The sequence below is a fragment of the Pseudoalteromonas sp. Scap06 genome (genome assembly GCF_013394165.1).
Classification (GTDB): Bacteria; Pseudomonadota; Gammaproteobacteria; order Enterobacterales; family Alteromonadaceae; genus Pseudoalteromonas.
Window position 1 is genome coordinate 1,818,606 of sequence record NZ_CP041330.1, and the last position, 20,592, is coordinate 1,839,197.

The 20,592-nt window shown below is 39.7% G+C and carries 11 protein-coding genes; all 11 read right to left on the reverse strand.

What is annotated here, in order from left to right:
- Positions 1–54: 54 nt before the first annotated feature.
- On the reverse strand, positions 55–585 hold the full coding sequence (locus FLM47_RS08350; RefSeq protein ID WP_054201007.1) for a cell division protein ZapC: 531 nt from the start codon (positions 583–585) through the stop codon (positions 55–57).
- Positions 586–715: 130 nt separating this feature from the next.
- A complete protein-coding gene (gene pyrD, locus FLM47_RS08355) occupies positions 716–1,726 on the reverse strand; it encodes a quinone-dependent dihydroorotate dehydrogenase (protein ID WP_010390146.1) in 1,011 nt (336 codons plus the stop codon).
- Between the two features lie 105 nt (positions 1,727–1,831).
- Positions 1,832–6,673, reverse strand: a complete 4,842-nt coding sequence (locus tag FLM47_RS08360; RefSeq protein ID WP_138606067.1) for an NAD-glutamate dehydrogenase — start codon at positions 6,671–6,673, stop codon at positions 1,832–1,834.
- Positions 6,674–6,883: 210 nt separating this feature from the next.
- Entirely contained in the window at positions 6,884–9,205 is a 2,322-nt protein-coding gene (locus FLM47_RS08365; RefSeq protein ID WP_010390150.1) for an RND family transporter, read from the reverse strand.
- Positions 9,205–10,200, reverse strand: coding sequence for a YCF48-related protein (locus FLM47_RS08370; RefSeq protein ID WP_178956142.1), 996 nt, complete (start codon positions 10,198–10,200; stop codon positions 9,205–9,207). Before FLM47_RS08370 ends, FLM47_RS08365 begins: the two co-directional genes overlap by 1 nt.
- Before the next feature lie 124 nt (positions 10,201–10,324).
- Positions 10,325–11,689, reverse strand: a complete 1,365-nt coding sequence (locus FLM47_RS08375) for a DUF1329 domain-containing protein (protein ID WP_010390152.1) — start codon at positions 11,687–11,689, stop codon at positions 10,325–10,327.
- Positions 11,690–11,702: 13 nt separating this feature from the next.
- Positions 11,703–13,799 carry a DUF1302 domain-containing protein gene (locus tag FLM47_RS08380; RefSeq protein WP_138606061.1) on the reverse strand — a complete coding sequence of 699 codons (2,097 nt, stop codon included), beginning with the start codon at positions 13,797–13,799 and terminating at the stop codon, positions 11,703–11,705.
- Between the two features lie 250 nt (positions 13,800–14,049).
- Positions 14,050–14,271: a DUF2835 domain-containing protein gene (locus tag FLM47_RS08385; RefSeq protein ID WP_138606059.1), complete on the reverse strand. Its 222-nt coding sequence runs from the start codon at positions 14,269–14,271 to the stop codon at positions 14,050–14,052.
- Between the two features lie 3 nt (positions 14,272–14,274).
- Complete coding sequence (pepN, locus tag FLM47_RS08390; protein ID WP_178956143.1) at positions 14,275–16,869, reverse strand: aminopeptidase N; 2,595 nt, start codon at positions 16,867–16,869, stop codon at positions 14,275–14,277.
- A gap of 50 nt (positions 16,870–16,919) precedes the next feature.
- On the reverse strand, positions 16,920–18,404 hold the full coding sequence (nhaC, locus tag FLM47_RS08395; protein WP_138606189.1) for a Na+/H+ antiporter NhaC: 1,485 nt from the start codon (positions 18,402–18,404) through the stop codon (positions 16,920–16,922).
- Positions 18,405–18,563: 159 nt separating this feature from the next.
- Positions 18,564–20,588, reverse strand: a complete 2,025-nt coding sequence (gene prc, locus FLM47_RS08400) for a carboxy terminal-processing peptidase (protein ID WP_178956144.1) — start codon at positions 20,586–20,588, stop codon at positions 18,564–18,566.
- Between the last annotated feature and the right edge of the window lie 4 nt (positions 20,589–20,592).

Here is a 20,592-nt window from a genome sequence, read left to right on the forward strand (position 1 = left end):
AACATAGGTTTGCGTACAAATACGCCTTAAACAAGCCTCAAAGACTAAATTAGGCTAAGCTGTTTGGCTATCGTACTGTGAGGTAATTAAGGGGTGAACTCGGTTGTTTAAAACGCGGATAACTTCAAACTGGGCAAGTGATAGATTGTCATCTAGTGCAAAGGTTTCGCTTAAATTAATGCACACAGAAGCATCTGGACAATGCTCTATAATTAAAAACTCGCCAGTTTGTGATTCTGAGCTTAAATTAATAACCGCTTCAGTACTAGGTGTACTACCAGTATACGGTTTGAAAAACCAACTTTTTGCCAACACTGGTTTTAATTGAAATTTAACTGCCGTTGCATTGAGCGCTATTTGGCATAACTGGGCAGGATTCCATAAATTAAACTGCGCAAGGTAATAATAAACTTGCTCATAAAAGGCTGCATCTTCAAGGCTGAAGTATGGGTTTTCAAAAGCACAATCGGTGAGCTGTCTAAGCTTATAAGGTGTACAAAGTTGCATATCGTCATTTAAATCAAGCAGTAAGCGGTTTTTTTCAGCACACGCTATCCACTGCCATTGCTTTGACGCTTGTAACATTTGCTCCTCCCTACTTAGTACTTAAAAAATAAAATAAGACAATAAGCTTAGAGTATAGCTGCTTTTGACCATTTTTAAAACGTCTTTTTAGAACATTTATCGAACGATCAAAAGCTTACATAACTGATCCTTATAAGTCGTTAATGATCGACTTGACCAATTGCGGTCCTTTGTATATGAAACCGGTATAAACTTGAACTAAATCTGCACCCGCATTAAATTTTTCTTTTGCTGATTTAGCATCATCAATACCACCCACACCAATAATAGGTAACTGATTGTTTGTTAAACGCTTGAGTTCAGAAACAACATGGGTGGAACGCTCCCTAACTGGCGCTCCTGATAAACCGCCTGCCTCATCAGCATACTGCTGACCTTGCACTAAGCTACGCTCTAAGGTGGTATTTGTGGCTATAACACCATCAATTTTATTATTTAACAGTGACTCGCTCACTTGTTCAATTTGAATTGGATCTAGGTCTGGCGCAATTTTCACCAACATAGGCACATGCTTATTATGCTTGGCAATTAAATCAAGCTGTTCGTTTTTCAAGCTTTGTAATAAGTCATCTAATGCTGCGCCATATTGCAGGTCTCGTAAGCCAGGGGTATTGGGTGATGAAATATTTACAGTGATGTATGATGCATGCTCAAACACTTTACGCATACAGTGAATGTAATCATCTTTACCCTGCTCATTTGGTGTATCTTTATTTTTACCAATATTGATACCTAAAATACCATCGTATTTAGCTGCTTTAACATTGTTAACTAAATTATCAACACCTTTGTTATTAAAGCCCATACGATTAATAATTGCATTTGACTGCGGCAACCTGAATATCCGCGGCTTATCGTTCCCCGCTTGAGGACGCGGTGTTACTGTACCCACTTCTACAAAGCCAAAACCCATTTGAGCGAATGCCTCAATACACTCCGCATTTTTATCAAGACCTGCAGCAAGCCCTACTGGGTTTTTAAATTCGAGGCCTAAAAAGTTCACTGGTTTATTTGCCACGCTTTGTGACCATGCAGCACTTAATGGCGTGTTAGCAAAGCGACGTAAGTTATTAAGAGCAAAATCATGGGCCCACTCCGCATCACGGGTAAACATAAAACGGCGAGCTAAATCGTAGAACATGAATATAATCCTCTTAAAATTGTAGACAAAAAAATACCTCAGACAAGGCTGAGGTATTATATAACAAAAACTGTTTAACGATTAGTTTTAATCATTAGCAGTTTGTTACTTTGCTGATGTATCACAATTGTGACCGAGTAACATGAGCTCTCTTAATGCCACTGAGAACTTAGCAAAATCGTGACTTTGCGATGTTTTAAACTCTGTCAACATTTGCTTCCAACGTTGAAGTAACAGATCTTGACTATCCATCCATTGTTCAATTTGACCATCTACATCACTGCTTTCACCTTCAAAGCTGTTTAATACCACTTCTGACAAGGTGCGTTGCTGCCAATCTAACTCTTCACGATATGATGCACGCGCTAATGCCTGCCAATGGTTAGAAACCGGTTGATTAGTGATTTGATCTAAGAACCAATGTAGTCCCATTTGCGCACCTAATTTAAAGTAAGTGTGCGACACCATATCGATTTTACGATTAGAGTTTTGAGCAATTTGCGTTAAATCCATTACCGAGAACAAGCTTGATAACGACACAATGCGCTGTGCGATATCTGTAGGTACACCGCTTTGTGTTAGTTCTTCACGGGCACTTACAATACGATCGCTTTCTGTTTTAACGATGTATTTAGTTAAGTTTTCACTTAAATCGGCAAATGTTGGTGAGAAAATTTCAATCGCTTGCTCAATTGATTGTGCTTTGGTGCGATGACGAAGGAACCAACGTGTAGCGCGACGAACTGTACGACGTAACTGGTATAACATTTCTGTTTGTACGTTCGATGGTATTTTATTATCTAAATCACTAATAGATAACCATGTTTCACGCATTTGGAAAATTTCACTTGCGATTGAATAACACAATGCAATTTCAGCTTCGTTTGCACCGGTTTCTTCATTCATTCGCACCATAAAGTTTAAGCCCATATCATTAACAATATTATTTGCTAACTTAGTGGCAATAATCTCTTTGCGTAGTGGATGATTATCCATAGCATCATTAAACTTCTCACGTAATGGGCGCGGGAATGATTTAACTAATAACTGACGGTAATATGGATTCTCAGTAATTTCATCCGTTACCAAAGACTCTTTTAGCACCATTTTCGCGTAAGAAACTAGTACAGATAGCTCAGGGCGTGTTAAATCTTTACCTGCAGCGGCGCGCTCTGCTAACTCTTCATCTGTAGGAATAAACTCAATTGCACGGTCTAGCTTACCGTCTTTTTCAAGTGCATGAATAAAGCGAATTTTTTCTTTAAGCGTTGAGGTCCCTTTAGATTGAGTGATCGACAAAGTGTGCGTTTGACGATAACAATCTTTAAGTACTAATTCAGACACTTCATCGGTCATTGAGTAAAGTAACTCATCACGTTGCTTACGCGTTAAGTCGCCTTCAGCAACTAAACCATTGAGTAAAATTTTAATATTTACTTCGTTATCTGAACACGCAACCCCGCCCACGTTATCGATGAAGTCAGTATTTACACGACCGCCTTGAGCTGCAAATTCAATACGACCTAATTGGGTTGCACCTAAGTTACCGCCTTCGCCAAATATTTTAGCACCAAGATCTTTACCGTTAATACGCAAGGCATCATTGGCACGGTCCCCTACATCGGCATCCGTTTCTTTCGAATGCTTGATGTAGGTCCCTATACCACCATTCCAAAGTAAATCATGATCCATCATTAATGATGCTTTGATCAATTCATTCGGTGTCATGCTGGCTTTTTTAGTGCCTAACATTTTTTTCATCTCAGGGGTCAGCGTAATCGACTTAGCAGCACGCGAGAAAATACCACCGCCGCTTGAAATTAGCTCTTTATTGTAATCTTCCCATGATGAACGTGGTAAATTAAATAAACGTTCGCGCTCTGGATAAGAAGCCGCTGCATCTGGATTTGGATCAACAAAAATATGTAGATGGTTAAACGCCACTTGCAAACGAATGTGCTTTGATAACAACATACCATTACCAAATACATCACCGGCCATATCCCCGATAGCAACTGCTGTAAAATCTGTGGTTTGACAGTTAATATCCATTTCACGGAAATGACGTTTTACAGACTCCCAAGCGCCACGAGCTGTAATACCCATCTTCTTATGGTCATAACCTACAGAACCACCTGATGCAAACGCATCACCTAGCCAGAAGTTATATTCGTTTGCGATACCATTGGCAATATCAGAGAATGTTGCAGTGCCTTTATCCGCTGCTACTACTAGGTACGCATCGTCTTCATCATGGCGTGTAACATCAACAGCAGGTACAATTTCACCACGGTCAATATTATCTGTGATATCTAATAAACCACGAATGAAGATTTTATAACATTCTTGGCCTTCTTTAATAAACGCTTCACGTTCACTAGGTAGTTGTTTACATACAAATCCACCTTTTGAGCCTACCGGCACAATCACGGTATTTTTCACTTGTTGCGCTTTAACTAAGCCAAGTACTTCTGTACGGAAATCTTCACGACGATCTGACCAACGCAATCCACCACGGGCAACTTTACCAAAGCGTAAATGCACACCTTCAACACGTGGAGAATAAACAAATATCTCAAACGCTGGTACAGGTAGTGGGACTTCTGGAATTAAACTTGGCTGAATTTTAAGTGAGATGTAAGACTTAAATTTGCCTTCAGCATCTTTTTGGAAGTAGTTAGTACGTAATGTAGCAACAATCATATCAACGTATAAACGGATAATACGATCATCATCAAGGTTCGCTACGTTTTCTAACTCTGCATAAATTTCTAAGCCTAGTTTTTCAAGTGTTTTAGCACTTGCAGGGCTTTTTACAGAGAACTTTTTAGAGAATAAGTTAACAATTTTAGCGGCAATATGCGGGTAATTTGCAAAGGTACTTTCAATATACGTTTGCGAGAAAGTAACCCCTATTTGGCGCATGTATTTTGCGTATGCACGTAAAATTGATGATTCACGACCCGTTAAACCACCCATTAACACTAGACGGTTAAAGCCATCGTTTTCTAAACGGTTTGCCCATACACTGGTTAATGCAGCGCGAAAACGTGCAGAGATCTTATCAAAATCAGCCATCCCTTTGCTGTCAATTAGCATAGAGAAATCCATGACCCAATTTACGCCACCATCACTAGTTTTAACCGAGTATGGCGTTTCACCTACAACACGTAGACCAAAGTTTTCAAGCATTGGCATAACATCAGATAAATGAATTGGCTCATCTTTATGGAATAAGCTTAAACGCACAATATTGCTGCTTGCTTCTTCTTGTGGGCGATAGAACAACATTTCTAACTTGTTATCATCGCTTAGCATTTCTAGCTTTTCAATATCGACCACTGCAGCGCTAGGTAATACTTCTTCTTTGTATGAGCGTGCAAAGGCATTGCAATATTTACGGTTTAATTCATTACCACGGGCCTCACCAGCAGATTCAAGTAAGGCTGATTGTAATTTATCTTCCCAAGTACGAGCGGCTTCTATTAGGTTGTTTTCTATGTCTTTCACGTTAAATTCAATATTGTTGTCGGTCACACGAACAGTGTAATGGGTACGCGCCAGTGTAGACTCAGAGAAATAGGTAGTAAATTCGACTTTAACGTCAGAATTAAATGCGTTGGCTAAAATAGCCTGCGTTTCGCGACGAAGCGCTGTGTTATAACGCTCTCGAGGTACATAAACCATGCATGATAAAAAACGACCATATGCATCTTTACGAACAAATAAACGACACATGTCGCGTTCTTGTATTTGCAATACGCCCATGGCAACTTCAAGTAACTCATTCTCTCGAGCTTGAACCAGTTCGTCACGTGGGTAAGTTTCTAATATATTTAATACGGCTTTGTATGCATGTGTCCCTTTAGCGAAGTCACACATATCCATAATACGATTAATTTTACTTTTAAGAACCGGTACATCAGCAGCGCTATTGTTGTAAAAGTTTGATGAAAACAAACCGATGAAACGATCTTCACCAATAACATTGCCTTTGTCATCAAAACGTTTTACACCCACATAATCTATGTAAGCTGGACGGTGAACGCGAGACAATGAATTAGTTTTAGTTAAAATTAATAGGTTGCTACTGCGTGCCTCTTGGCGCGCCACTTCAGGTAACTCAGAAAGCAAACGTGTATGCTCAGCATCAGAGTTTTTCATTAACCCTAAGCTGGTATCCATTTTACCCTTTAATTGATAGTCGCCCTGAACTGGTGAAAGTTCATATTGGCGATAACCCATTAATGTGAAATTGTCTTTCACTAACCAATCTAAAAATTCAACGGTTTCATTTATTTCGTTATCACTTTTATCTTTATGGCTTTTAGGCAAGCTTTTGCTTACCGCGATTAATTTTTCGCGAATAGGCTGCCAATCTTCAACCGCAATCGATACATCAACGAGTACTGATTCAAGTTCTTTTTTGAAAGACTCAATAACAGTTGCATCTGTTTGACGGTCAATTTCTATGAAGAATACAGTTTTTGTTGATGTTGATTCTTGCTCTGCTTTTAAGCTTGATAACCCTGATATTTTATCGTTCTTATCACGTTGAATTTTCAGCGGGCTATGAAGAAGTAAATGAGAGGCAATGTTTTCTCGTGTCATGGCCATTCGTACAGAGTCCACTAAAAACGGCATGTCTTTAGCAATGATCTCTACAATGGTATGTGATGACTGCCAGCCATCTTTAGCCACTTCAGGGTTGAAAACGCGAATAACTGCGTCATCTGATGTATTTTTTTCTAGCGAATTCCAAAGGCTGAGTGCAGCACCATATAAGTCACTGTCGTTGCGATTTGCCAAATCCTCTTTAGACATATTGCTGTACAAGGCTTTGGCGAATTTCTCAACGAGTAACACATTATCAGCGCGAACTTTTTTCTGGATAAGCTTACAGACGTTATCTAAAATAACCGAGGCTTGGCCTTCATTTCGTGTCATTGTATGTTCCTTAATCTATCACTGCTAGTTTAGCAGAATATTTGTACAGCCATTTATTAGCGTGGAGTCAGTTAAATTCTAACCCTTTTAAAACTAATAAACAGCCTTTTCGATGAAAACATTTTAAGCATTTCAGCTATTTGGTCATCTATTCACAAAATATAGATATAAATGGCCATTACTGGCCATTTAGGAGCAAATTTATTCACCTTATTTTTTCTGGTCAGTCCAGAGCAAGCTGCCAATTGCAGGTAAAAGTAACACTGCACCCAACATATTTACTAAAAACATGAAGGTAAGCAGAATTCCCATATCAACTTGGAACTTCAAATCAGAAAAAATCCACGTACTAACACCAATTGCTAACGTAATACCGGTAAATAACACCGCACTCCCACGTTCAACTAATGCATTACGATAAGCAATACTCAGTGGCACGTTTTGTTTTAACTGCCCCATCATTGATGACAAAATATAAATACCGTAATCAACACCAATACCTACACCCAAAGCAATTACTGGTAAAGTTGAAACAGTTAGACCAATCTCAAGTTGTACCATAAGTGCTTGTGCAAGGGTTGATACTATGTACAAAGGTAATACCACTGCAATAGTTGCTTTTACGCTCTTAAAACTTAGTAAGCATAAAATAATCACCGCACCATAAACATAGAGCATCATAGGGATTTGTGCAGCTGAAACAGACTCGTTAGTTGCTGCCATTACACCTACAGGGCCTGATGCCAATTTGAAAGCAAGTTTATCTGTGCCCTCTTCTACAGCAAATTGTTTTACTTTTGCAATGACGTTATCAATAGTTTGTGCTTTGTGATCATCTAAAAATATAATCACGGGCATTACTGAACAATCACCGTTTAATAACCCTGTGCTGGTTTCAACGCGAGAGGTTGACTGCACCAAACTGGCAGAATTGCGCGGCAAACTTTGCCATTTTAAATTGCCCTCGTTATAACCGGCATTAACTGACTGTGCCACAGAACTTAGGCTGACCGCTGATTGTACACCGGCTAAATTTTCAACTTTATATTGAAAGCGTGATATACGCTCCATGACGTCATGCTCGGTACACGCTGCAGGGTAAGCCTCTACAATGACTTTAAGAATATCAGATGAAATTGTGTATTTGTCCGATATTAAGAAAGTATCTTGGTTGTAACGTGCATCTTGGTGCAAGGATGGTGCTCCTGCATGTAAATCACCAATACGCATTTTATCTGCTTGCCAATAGCCCAGTGCAAATAAAACCAAAGTGAAACCAATAATAATTTTTGCCGTTTTTGGATCGGTTGCTTTAACTAATAAATCGCGCATTGCATCAAGTATGTTCGGTTTATTAGCATCACCTGATTGAATATGGATGCTGTTTTCAAAGCGCATATACGATGCCCACACTGGCAACAAAATCAGATTAGTAAATATAATCACTGCCACACCTAAACTCGCTGTAATAGCAAGTTCACGAATAATACCGATATCAATGGTTAATAGGGTTAAAAAGCCAACCGTATCAGATAACAACGCAATCCCGCCAGGTACAAGTAAAGCTCTAAAGCTTGATTGGCAACATATTGCTGTAGACTTACCTTCAGCAACCTTTTTACCAATGGCGTTAATCATCTGCACACCGTGGCTTACGCCAATAGCGAACACTAAAAATGGCACTAAGATAGACATAGGATCAAGACCAAAGCCTAAACTAGAAAGCAATCCTAACTGCCAAATTACCGCAATAATTGAACACACAATCGGTAAAATAGTGAGTTTTAAGCTGCCACAAAATAGCCATACCATGACAAAAGTAAACGCAATTGCAATGGCAAAAAATAATACAACCCCTTTTGCGCCCTCGGCTATATCGCCGGCCATTTTTGCAAAACCAATAATATGAATACTGATTTTTTCGGTACTTAGAGGCTCACGAATTTCGCTTTCTAATTTTTTTGCAAAAGCGAGAGTGTCTAATTTTTCTTGTGTTTGCGGATCAGTCTCTAACAGTTGGGCGGTGACCATGGCACACGAATAATCGCTTGCTATCATACGACCCACTACTTTGGCCTTTTCAATGTTCTCTTTAACAATTCCTAAGCCTTGCTTATCGGCTTTAAAGTTGGCTGGTATAATAGGCCCGCCAGCAAAGCCGTCTTCAACAACTTCAACAAAGCGCGCACTAGGTGAAAATATTGAATTTACTAAAGGACGATTTACTCCTGGAATAAAGTAAAGTTGGTCATGTACGGCTTTTAATTGAGTAAAAAATTCAGGATTAAAAATATCACCACTGTCATCACATACTGAAATTAAAATACTATTAGCGCCACCAAACTGTTTCTCATGTTTGGTGTACACCTTCATATAATCATGGTTAAGCGGAATATTTTTATTAAATGACGCGTCGAGCTGAATTTGCGTTGCTTTAAAAACCAATAAACAGGTGATCAACACAAAACTTATGAGCACCACTAAGCGGTGTCTAAAAATCGCTTTTTCTAAAAAATCTAAAATTGCTTGCATTAAGGGGTCAACTCCTTCACTTTAATGCCGTTTTCTGTTGTCATGATCAGTTTATCTTTAACAATCACGCCATCAAGAATCGCTTTACCATCAGCCAACTGCTCGTAAGACAACACATCATCTTTAAGCTGAAAAATAACACCGCTATTAGCCAATAATAGCCATTGTTTATTGTTATAATTAATGATGCTATTTACAGTAGCTGTTTTATCATTGTCTAAGTGCTGCCACTGCTGACTATCGGTTTTATTTATAAAAATATTACCGCGTAACCCTGCAACAATTTGTTGCGATGAATCTGAAGCAAAACCAAAAAATGAACCAGGGTAAATCTCATCTAAACGTTGCCATGTTTGGCCATCGTCATCACTTTTTGCCATTAAGCCCATCTCACCGACCAACATTAAACCCGAACTAGTCGGTTCAATGCGATTAAAGTGAGGTAATATAGACGAGGTTTCTATTTCGTAACCCTCAGGATCTGTTTGTTTTAAGTCATTTAAATAATCTCTATCTTCACTAAATAACAGCGAATCTAAAAAGCGTTTTTGCCAATGTTTTCCGCCATCACTTGTTTGATAAAACATACCGTAAGCGCCAACAGCATAGCCATTTAAGTCATCTTTAAAATAAATATCTAGACAGGGTTTATCTAAGCTTGGTTTTGCTTGTTGTAACTGCCAATTTTCACCACCATCGGTGGTATTAATAATTGTGGCGTCATGTCCACATGCCCAGCCATTAGAATCATTAGTAAATTCAACCGCTGTTAGTAATACTTGTGTAGGTACCGATTTCGCTTGTTGCCAATCGCTACCATCAATACTTTTAATGACCGTCCCATGTTTACCTACAGCAATAAGTCCTGCTGAAGTTTGGGTAATATCGGTAAGGAGTGTTTTATCAGCATTAATTGCGCTAATCGCACTTTGAGGTGCGTCTTGTGCAAAACTCGCACCGCTTAGGATCAGGCTGGCATAGACCAAATACTTCATAAATTAAATTCGCCTTGAACTGAGGATTTGTTTGTCTGTTATAAAGAGGAAAACCTGTGCGTTAATAGACAAACGCGATGTGAAAGAAAAAAGGCACCTAGGAAACTAGGTGCCTGCTTTTATACTATCTGCCAGCGCGACGTAAAGCGCTCGATGTAAACTCATTGTCATTAAATGACTGAGAAAAGTCATACATCTTTTCTTGGTTATCTAGACCAATGGCTAAGTAGCGACGTGAATTAAGATCGTGGTATACCTCAAGCGTACTCCACTGTGTCGGTACTTCATAGTAGTTAAGACCATAAGCCATTGCTACACGATAAAGTTGGTCACGATTATCGTAAATATCGGTAACATGAACTTGCCAACTGTCTTCGTCAATGTAGAAAACACGTTTTTTGTAAATATGACGGGTGTCATCTTTTAAGTTTGCTTCAACAACCCATACGCGGTGTTTTTCGTAACGAGTATGCTCAGGGTTGATATGACCAGGCTTTAAAATATCATCATAAGTTAGCTTGTCGCTGTGAAGCTTGTAGCTATTGTATGGGATGTAAAGCTCTTGCTTACCTTTTAGCGTCCAGTTATAACGATTTGGCGAGCCGTTGAACATATCAAAATCATCAGTTGTACGTAAGCTATCTGCTGCTGTACCCGGTGCATCGTATGCTACATTAGGTGCACGACGCACACGGCGCTGACCTGAATTGTACGTCCACGCTTGGCGCGGCGTTAAAATTTGGTCCATAGTTTCATGCACCAATAACGCGGTCCCTGCTAAACGAGCTGGCTCTGTCACTTGCTGTTTAAACTTAAACAATATATTAGAATCTTGTAGTTCAGCCGGAGTAGCACTTGGATCTGAATATTTAACTAATAACTGCTCATCAAAACCAACATAGTTATATGAACCCGATGCCGTCGGTGCTGCCTGACCGCCAAAACGCTCAATAGACTGACCACGGTAACGAAGTAAATGGTTCCAAATTGCTTCTAAACCCGTTTTAGGGATTGGAAATGGAATACCAATAGCTGTACTTTTAATACCATTTCCGCCTTCAACTAATTCAGCAGACGTTGCAAACTTTTTGGTTGCATCGTACACAAATTGTGGAAAAGACGCAGAACGACGGGTTTCGTACACTGGCATTTTAAACGTATCTGGGTACGCTTCAAATAACGCGATTTGTCCTGGGCTTAAGTTTTCTTTGTATTTATCAATATTACTTTTATCAATAGTGAATAATACTTTATCGGTTGCATAAGGGTCTAAGTGGTGCATACCCGGTTCATAACCTGCTGGAGCAGCAGTAATACCGCCATTCCATGCTGGGATTGAGCCATCAGCATTCGCTGCTTTTTCCGCACCAATTGGACTTAAGTCTTTACCAAGGCGCGCAGCTTCTTCTGGGCTAATTTTAGCCAGCGCTGCGTGGCTTGCAAACAAACTACAAAACGCTGTAGCAATGAGGGTAGGTTTTTTAATCATAATAATGTTACCCCTAGATAGAATATTTTAAGTTAAAAGAAACGTAATCTCGGTCAGAGAAAGTGTTGGTGTCGCCACCACCCCAAAATGAGTTGTAACTTACATCCAAAGACCATGCATTTTGGTAATTAAAGCTCATGGTAGCACCTAGCGACTTACGATCTTCAATGAATAAGAACATTGGATCTGGCGTGTTACCATTTACATCATGAGAAAATACAAAACGTGGTGAGAAGTTAATACCATTGTAAAGGTTAAAGTAATCACCTTTAGCAATTAAGCGGTAGCCCCACGATGAAGCCGTAGCAAACGATTTTTGCTCAGGTCCATTAGATAATGCCATATGTAGTGAAGAGTAATCTGAACTACCAGGCCCCTGAATAACACCACTTCGGCCAGTACCAGAGACATTTAAACGGATCTCATCGTACTCGGGCATGTTATTAATACGAACACCACCAATTTCACCCACAACAGCCCAACTATCAGCGCCTAATGAAGGACCAAATAGATGTGTTGCCGTAAACTGTAATTGTGACGTATTGCGTTCGATATAACCTTTGGCTAACTCGCCTGGCCCAACAACACTTGCATCATCGCCTTTACTCATTTGCGAAATACCTGCAAACTCAGGGCGTAAACCAGCAATAGCTAACTGCTCAGGCATCGCAGCGTAAAGTAGCTCTACGTCATCGATTTGCAGCGGTTCGTCTTCACGAAAAGTAAACTCACCCGCAAAAGCAGTTTCACCAAGCGAGGTGTTAAAGCTTAAACCGTAAAGTTTAATATCTTCAGGGTATTCGTTAGTTGCTTTAGCAAATGCTTTTAAATCGGATACGTTATCAGAGGTAATTTCAGTACTTGCAATCATCGCTAAATCTTGTTGAATTGATGCTTGCGTAAAGTTTGATACGCGACCCGAAATAAGCGGACGACGATTATGGTAATTTACGTGATAAAGCGCTACTTCGGTATCATTCCACTCTGGTAAAAACATACCGAGTCGTAAGCCGTATTGGCCGCCATCATCTGGCTCTGTTTTGCCATCATAGCCTTTACCTTTGAGGGCAACCTTGGTCGGGTGTGTCAAGTACATATTAGCTAATAGCTGTTGACCTGCAGCACTTGATGGATCAATTCCCTGACTTGCAGCTACTTGAGAGTGAGTCGCTATCAAGTTATTTAAACTATTTGTTAAAAATGCTAAATCAATATCAGGATTTGAAGTAAAACCTAGCTGTACATTTTGTTGATAACCGTTTTCTGCAGCAAAATCATTGGTAGAAAAATAAGTCCCTGCTGCCGGTAGACGAGTTTCATGCCACTGGTATTGGTAAAAACCTTCTAAGGTGATGTTTTCTGTAAGCCCTAACGATGCCCACAACATACCAACCGGAATAAACGCTTCTTTTAGCTCAGCACCTGGTGCTTTTAAACGGTCTATATCAACCGGATTAACGTTAATACCATGAGAAATTAACGTACTTTCACCCCAGTTTACTACTTGTTGGCCAACACGAATTGAAAGCGGGTTATTACCATCGTTTAAATCAAAGTTCGCCCATACGTAGGCGTCAAGTAAACGAAGGTCGGCACAACTTTGCTCTTTAGTATCATCGTCATCACAAGGGTCTACACCTTGCCCTGATGTTGGATTAACATAAGCACGATCGCCGTCCATTAATTCAAAATCGTAAAAATACATAAAACGGGTAAATAAGCCGTAGTTATCTTTACTTATTGATAAGTCATGCGTGCCTTTTAATAGCTTTGAGAAAGACTCACCGCTATCAAAATTTAAACCGCCCGCGTCACCGTTGTTTGAGTAGGACCCTGGTTGAGCCCAGACATCTTGGGATGAATAAATCGTATTGAGTGCTGGGTTGTAACCCGTCCAATCAAATGATGGATTATTACTCTTACCAATCATATCAAAATTTCGGTCTTCTACCCGAATACTCTGACCATATGAAAAGGTAGAATCGAAGGCGATATCAAAACCACCCACCTCAAATGTTGCAGCCTGTGTCTGTGCTGCAGTTAAACCCATAGCCGCAGCTGTTAAGCCAAGTGCTATTTTATTTTTAACAAAAAGCGATCTTCTTATCATTTTGGTTCCCCCCTGTCGCGGGTATTTTTGTGTGATCAAGTTATTGTTTTTAGTGTAATCGTAACGATAGAAGCGAATCAAACAAATTACAAATGGCCGCCTTCAATCAGTTATATTTTTTATTTGTTCAACGTTTACGTATTGGTAAGACGTCATACCAGATAATTTATACACGTAAATTAACAATAGAACAAACCGAAATTAACAAAAAAGCAATATTAATATGTATTTATAACACAAAAAATGACTGCTAAGCTACTCGTTCGAGACGGATGAACTTGTTTTCATTACTTAAAATGAGTCTAAATCGACCACGGATACCTAGGCTAGAAATAAAAGGTCGAAGGTGATGAGCGGAAAAACGAATTGTTTTACCGCTATCAGCTGTCACTTGGATAGAGCTATACCGTCCATGGTAATAATCCATGCACTTTGTATAGCTCAAATGCATACTAAAGTAATGTTCTATCATGATTTATTGTAAGGCTTTTTCAACCTTTTCAAATAAGTCGTCGCTTAACCCTTCTAAGTTAGCTAATCGCTCTAGTTGGGCCCTCATTGCAGTTGCACGGGTTTCATCATAACGACGCCACGACATAAACGGCGTTAACATACGAGATGCATTTTGCGGATTAATCGCATTAAGCTTAATCAATAAATCGCCAAGTAATGTATAGCCCGTGCCATCTAAACGATGAAACTGTGCGGTATTAAAATGAGAAAAGCTGCCCACTAATGCACGTACTCGGTTTGGATTCGAAAAATCAAAGCAAGGATGCGAGTACAAGGCTTTTATTTTCTCGATAGCATCTTCAGCAGAGTTCATCGCTTGCAAAGCAAACCACTTATCCATTACTAATACATCATGGCGCCATTGAGCGTCAAAATGCTCGAGTAATTGATCCGACAATGGGTGAGCTGCTTTAACCACACTGCTTAACGCACCGAGTACATTGGTCATATTTGTTGAAGATGCAGCCTGCTCAATTAAACTTGCCGCCTCAACACTGTCGGTTTTTGCCAAATAGTGAAGGCACAGCTGTTTGAGCGCACGTATTGCTACCGCTTGGGCACTCACACTGCCATCATCGGTAATGGCTTGGTAACAGCTTAAAAATTCACTGTGCAATTGCGTGGCAATTTGTTGTTCAAATAACTCAATATTAGCCGTTATTTGATCTACCGGTATTATTTCAAATTCAGCAGCTAAGGTATCAAAACTTGGCAACTTCAACAGTTCAGCAACTAGCGCTAAATCGCCCTCACGCTGAGATAGCAATGCGCGAAGTGCATCAATCACATCTTCACTCAAAGGAGTCTTACTTGCTGAAGTAACATTGGCTTTAAGTGCGTTAATAAATAACTGCTGTTGTGCATCCCAGCGTGAAAAGTCGCTACGCGCAAAACGCATAATATGTAATAAATCCGCTTCACTAATAGATTGATTTAAAATACATGGGGCTGAAAAATCTTCGAGCAATACAGCGGTTGGGTTACTGTGAATATTATCAAAGTGAAATGTTTGCGAGCTATTTGTTACATCCAGTACATGATCAAGCTGCTTGCCTTGGTACTGTAATGCAATACTCTGCCCTTGAGAGTCTAAAAGCTCAATAGCAAAAGGAATATGTAACATTGCATTGTCAGGCTGATTCGCTGGCGTAAGCTGCTCTACGATAAGCGAAAACGTTTGCGCAGCTTCATCATACTTTTTAGTTACGTTCAGGCGAGGTGTACCACAATGGTTATACCAACGCTTAAATTGTGATAAATCAATGGATGATGCATCACTCATTGCTACAACAAAGTCATCACAGGTCACCGCTTGCCCATCATGGCGTTCAAAGTACAAAGACATGCCTTTTTGAAAGTTTTGCTCACCTAAAAGGGTATGCATCATGCGAATTACTTCTGCCCCTTTGTCGTATACAGTCACAGTGTAAAAGTTATTCATTTCAATTACCTTTTCTGGACGTATCGGATGAGCCATAGGGCCTGCATCTTCACTAAACTGATGAGTACGCATCACTTTTACAGCATCAATTCTATTAAGCGCACGAGAGCCTAAATCACTACTAAATTCTTGGTCACGAAATACCGTCAAGCCTTCTTTTAAAGACAATTGAAACCAGTCACGACAAGTTACACGATTTCCGGTCCAGTTATGAAAGTACTCGTGGCCAACAATAGACTCAATGGTGTGGTAATCTTTATCAGTTGCCGTTTCTTGATTTGCCAACACGCATTTACTGTTAAAAATATTTAACCCTTTATTTTCCATTGCTCCCATATTGAAAAAATCAACGGCAACAATCATATAAATATCAAGGTCGTACTCTAAATTAAAACGAGTTTCATCCCAAGCCATCGCTTTTTTTAGCGACGTCATGGCATGCTCTGTTTTTGGTAAATTTCCTTTATCAACAAATAACGCTAAGGTGACGTCTTTACCACTACGAGTTGTGTACTTGTCGTGTAAAACATCAAAGTCCCCTGCCACTAAAGCGAACAAGTAGCTTGGCTTTTTGAATGGGTCTTGCCATTTTACAAAATGACGTCCATCTTGCGTTTCACCGCTATCAACTTGATTACCATTTGAGAGTAAATGCGGGAATGTTGTATCTGCAATGATAGTAACATCAAAAGTTGAAAGGACATCAGGACGGTCCATATAATAGGTTATTTTTCTAAACCCTTGCGCTTCACATTGGGTACAGTAAGCCCCGCCAGATAAGTACAACCCCTCAAGTGAAGTATTGGTTTGTGGTGATGTTTGCGTCACTATGCTTAGCTGACATTCATCAGGTAAGTTATTAATGATTAATTGCTGATTTATAATTTTATAATCTGTGAGCTCTTCACCCTCTACCGACAAAGAGATCAAAGTTAAGTCTATGCCATCTAATACCAGTGGCGCATTTGAATCGCCAACGCGCTTAAGCGTTAATAAAGCATTTACTTGAGTTTTTAATGGCTGTAAATCAAATGTCAGCTCAGTGTGTTCGATTGAAAAATGAGGGGCTTGGTAGTCTTTTAGGTATTCTGCTTGAGGTTTTTGTAGTTCAGTCATGTTCACTCCAAAAAAATAGCCCCTTTTAGTGATAAAAGGAGCTACTTAAATTAAGCCGTTTGTTTAGGTTTAATACGTAGTATCTTAATTCCTAAGTAAGCGTAAATAACGGCTAAGAAAGGATTTATAAGGTTAAAGAAAGCATAAAGCGCGTAATCAAACGGATTGATTAATAGAACACTTTGCATATACGCACCACAGGTATTCCATGGTATTAGTGGGCTGGTAATTGTGCCGCCATCTTCTAGAGTACGAGATAAGTTAACAGGCTTTAAACCACGCTTTTTGTATTCTTCTTTAAACATCCGCCCAGGCACCACAATGGCAATATACTGGTCCGCAGCAATTACATTGGTACCAATACACGTTGCAATGGTTGAGGCGATAAGAGAGCCAGTGCTTTTTGCTATTTTTAGAATACTTTTAACAAAAATATCAAGTAGCCCTGTTTTCTCCATAATCGCACCAAACATCAGTGCTGTCATGATCAACCATGTAGTGGTTAGCATACCAGACATGCCGCCACCACTCAGTAACGAGTCCATTTTTGCATCGCCCGTATTAATTGTGAAGCCATCAAAAAAGGTGGTCCAAACTAGTTTGAAATAACCGACAAACTCACCCTGAGTCATGTCTATTTGGCTAGCAATTAAGTCCGATTGAAATAACATTGCCCACACCGCGCCAATCACGGCACCAATAGAAATCGCCGGAAACGCTGGCATTTTTCGAATAGCTAATGCGAGTAATACAATTAACGGCACCAACATTTCTAAGCCAATGTTAAAGTTTTGCTGAAGAATTGCAGTTATTTGCTCTATTTGACCCGCCTCTCCCGCAGCAGTAGCGTTAAAGCCCATGAAAATAAAGATGATTAATGCAATGACAAAGCTGGGTACTGTAGTCCAAAGCATATGATGAATATGTTCAAACAAATCTGCACCAGCAACGGCTGGAGCTAAATTGGTTGTTTCCGATAATGGACTAAGCTTATCGCCAAAATAAGCGCCTGATATTACAGCACCCGCGGTAACTGTCGGCTCTAAACCCAGTCCTGAAGCAACACCGAGTAACGCAACACCTATAGTTGCAGCTGTAGTCCATGAACTTCCAATACTCATTGCTACAATGCCACAAATTAAACAACTCGCGGCGTAAAACCAGCTGGGATTGATAATTTGTAGACCGTAATAAATTAATGTCGGAACGGTTCCTGATAATAGCCAAGTTCCGATTAATGCCCCTACCATGAGTAAGATTAAAATCGCACTAAGAGATAAAGTGATCCCCTCAATCATTGCATCTTCTAATTTTTTCCATGTGTAGCCATTTTTTAAACCAATTAACGCCGCAGCGAATGTTGCAAATAACAAGGCAATTTGATTTGGACCTGACGATGAGTCATCACCAAATAAGTACACAGCGGCACCTAATAAACAAATTAATACAGCAATTGGAATGAGTGCATCAAAAAACGAGGCACTTTTAAGTGGTTTTTCTTCAATTGGCTTCAAAATATAGACTCCTACACACATTCGATGCATGTTGATTATTTTTATTAGCACGTACGCGCATTTATTGAGCACTATTGATCTAGCTCAACTTTTGGTAATCCGCGATTATAACAATTTAGCAAATTATCGATAGTAAAAAAGGCGCCTAGGCGCCTTTTTTTTTGCAAAGTGAAGCTTATTTTAGCGCTTAGCTACGCGACCATATTTAATATAATCTTGTGTAATAAGTGCAGCTTCTTCAAGAAATGGGTCAAGCTCTTCAATCACCTCTGGTACATCGTCCAGATTTTCTATTGGCTCTTTACCTAAACGATTTAAGCGCTCATTAGTACGGGCTAGTGCGCGTGCCTCATTTTCTTCTTTTTCTTTAATGCGCTTTTTCTCAACCAAAGAAATTGTTTTACGATCTTTTTCTTCGTTGTAGCGAGCGATATCTTCAAACACATAATTAAATTCAGGTTCGGCTTTAATACGCTCATTATGCTGCTTTTCAAGTACACTGATAATAGGGTTTAAACGCCCTATTTGCTTATACTTTGCTTTTACTATGCTATCCCACGGCAAGGCATTATCTTGTTTACTTTCACCCCATTCTGCAGGGTCAATGGCTGATGGGAAAGTAATGTCTGGGATCACCCCTTTATGCTGTGTACTACCACCATTAATGCGGTAAAACTTTGCAATCGTATATTGCACACTACCTAATGGGTTATCGTATAAGTCATAAGCACGCGCTAAACCTTTATGCTGCTGCACGGTCCCTTTACCAAAGGTTTGCTCACCAATGATAACGGCGCGGCCATAATCTTGCATTGCTGCGGCAAAAATTTCAGACGCGGATGCGCTGTACCTATCAACAAGCACTGTTAACGGGCCATCATAATAAGTAATGCCGTCACGGTCTTTTTGCTCTTCAATACGGTTGTTTAAGGTATGAATTTGTACTACTGGACCTTGATCAAAAAACAAACCTGATAACTGCGTAGCTTCATATAATGAACCGCCGCCATTTTGACGTAAATCAATAATAATTCCGTCTACGTTTTGTTCTTTGAGTTTAGCCAACTCGACTTTTACATCTTTAGATAAGTTATTGTAAAAACCAGGAATTTCTATTACACCAATTTTGCTGGTTAAATCAGAATAACTGGCTTCAAACACTTCTGATTTGGCAGCTCTGTCTTCTAGACGGATTTTATCACGGGTAATTTCAACCACTTTTGGCGTACCGTGAGCATCCGCACCCTTTAGGTATTGCAAACGCACTTTAGTGCCTTTGGGGCCTTTTATTAAATCAACCACATCATCTAAACGCCAGCCAATTACATCAACAAACTCTTCGCCATCTTGAGCCACACCAATAATGCGGTCATCGGCTTTAATTTGCTCAGATTTGTCTGCCGGGCCTCCAGGCACTAAACTACGAATTACCGTATAGTCTTCATCAGGCGTTAATACCGCACCAATGCCTTCAAGCTCAAGATCCATATCCATTTTGAACTGCTCTGCACGACGTGGAGATAAGTATGAAGTATGTGCTTCAATACTACGTGCAAGTGAATTCATTACAATTTGAAATGCATCTTCAGATTTTGATTGTACAAGACGCTTTTCTGCGTTTTTATAACGCTTGGTCAGCACGTCTTTTATGCCAGGCCAATCTTTACCTGTCATTTTTAACCGTAATGCATCATATTTTACACGCTCGCGCCAAATTTCATCTAATTCAGCTTGCGTAGTCGCCCATGGCGCATCTTCACGGTCATAAAAGTATTCATCTTCAGTGTCGAACGTCATTTCATTTTCAAGTAATGAAAGCGAAAATTCGTAACGTTCAAAACGACGTTTAAGGCTTAAGTTGAAAATATCAAATGTAAACCCTAACTTGCCGCTAATAAGCGCGTTATCGAAACGCTCACGATATTGCTCAAAAGAGTCAATATCGCTTTTCAAAAACACGCTTTTATTAAAATCAAGGGATTCGATGTAACGATCAAACACTTTACTTGAAAGCTCATCGTTAAATCGAACAGGTGTGTAATGCGAACGAGTAAATAGATTAGCCACTCGTTTACTGGCTGTACCGTGCTGACTTTCTTGCTTAAGCAAAGGTAAGTCTTTTAATGTTACCGGCTCTACTGCAGCCAATAATGAACCTGAAAACAGCGCAGCAACTAACGGAATGAGCGTAAACTTTTTACTCATACAC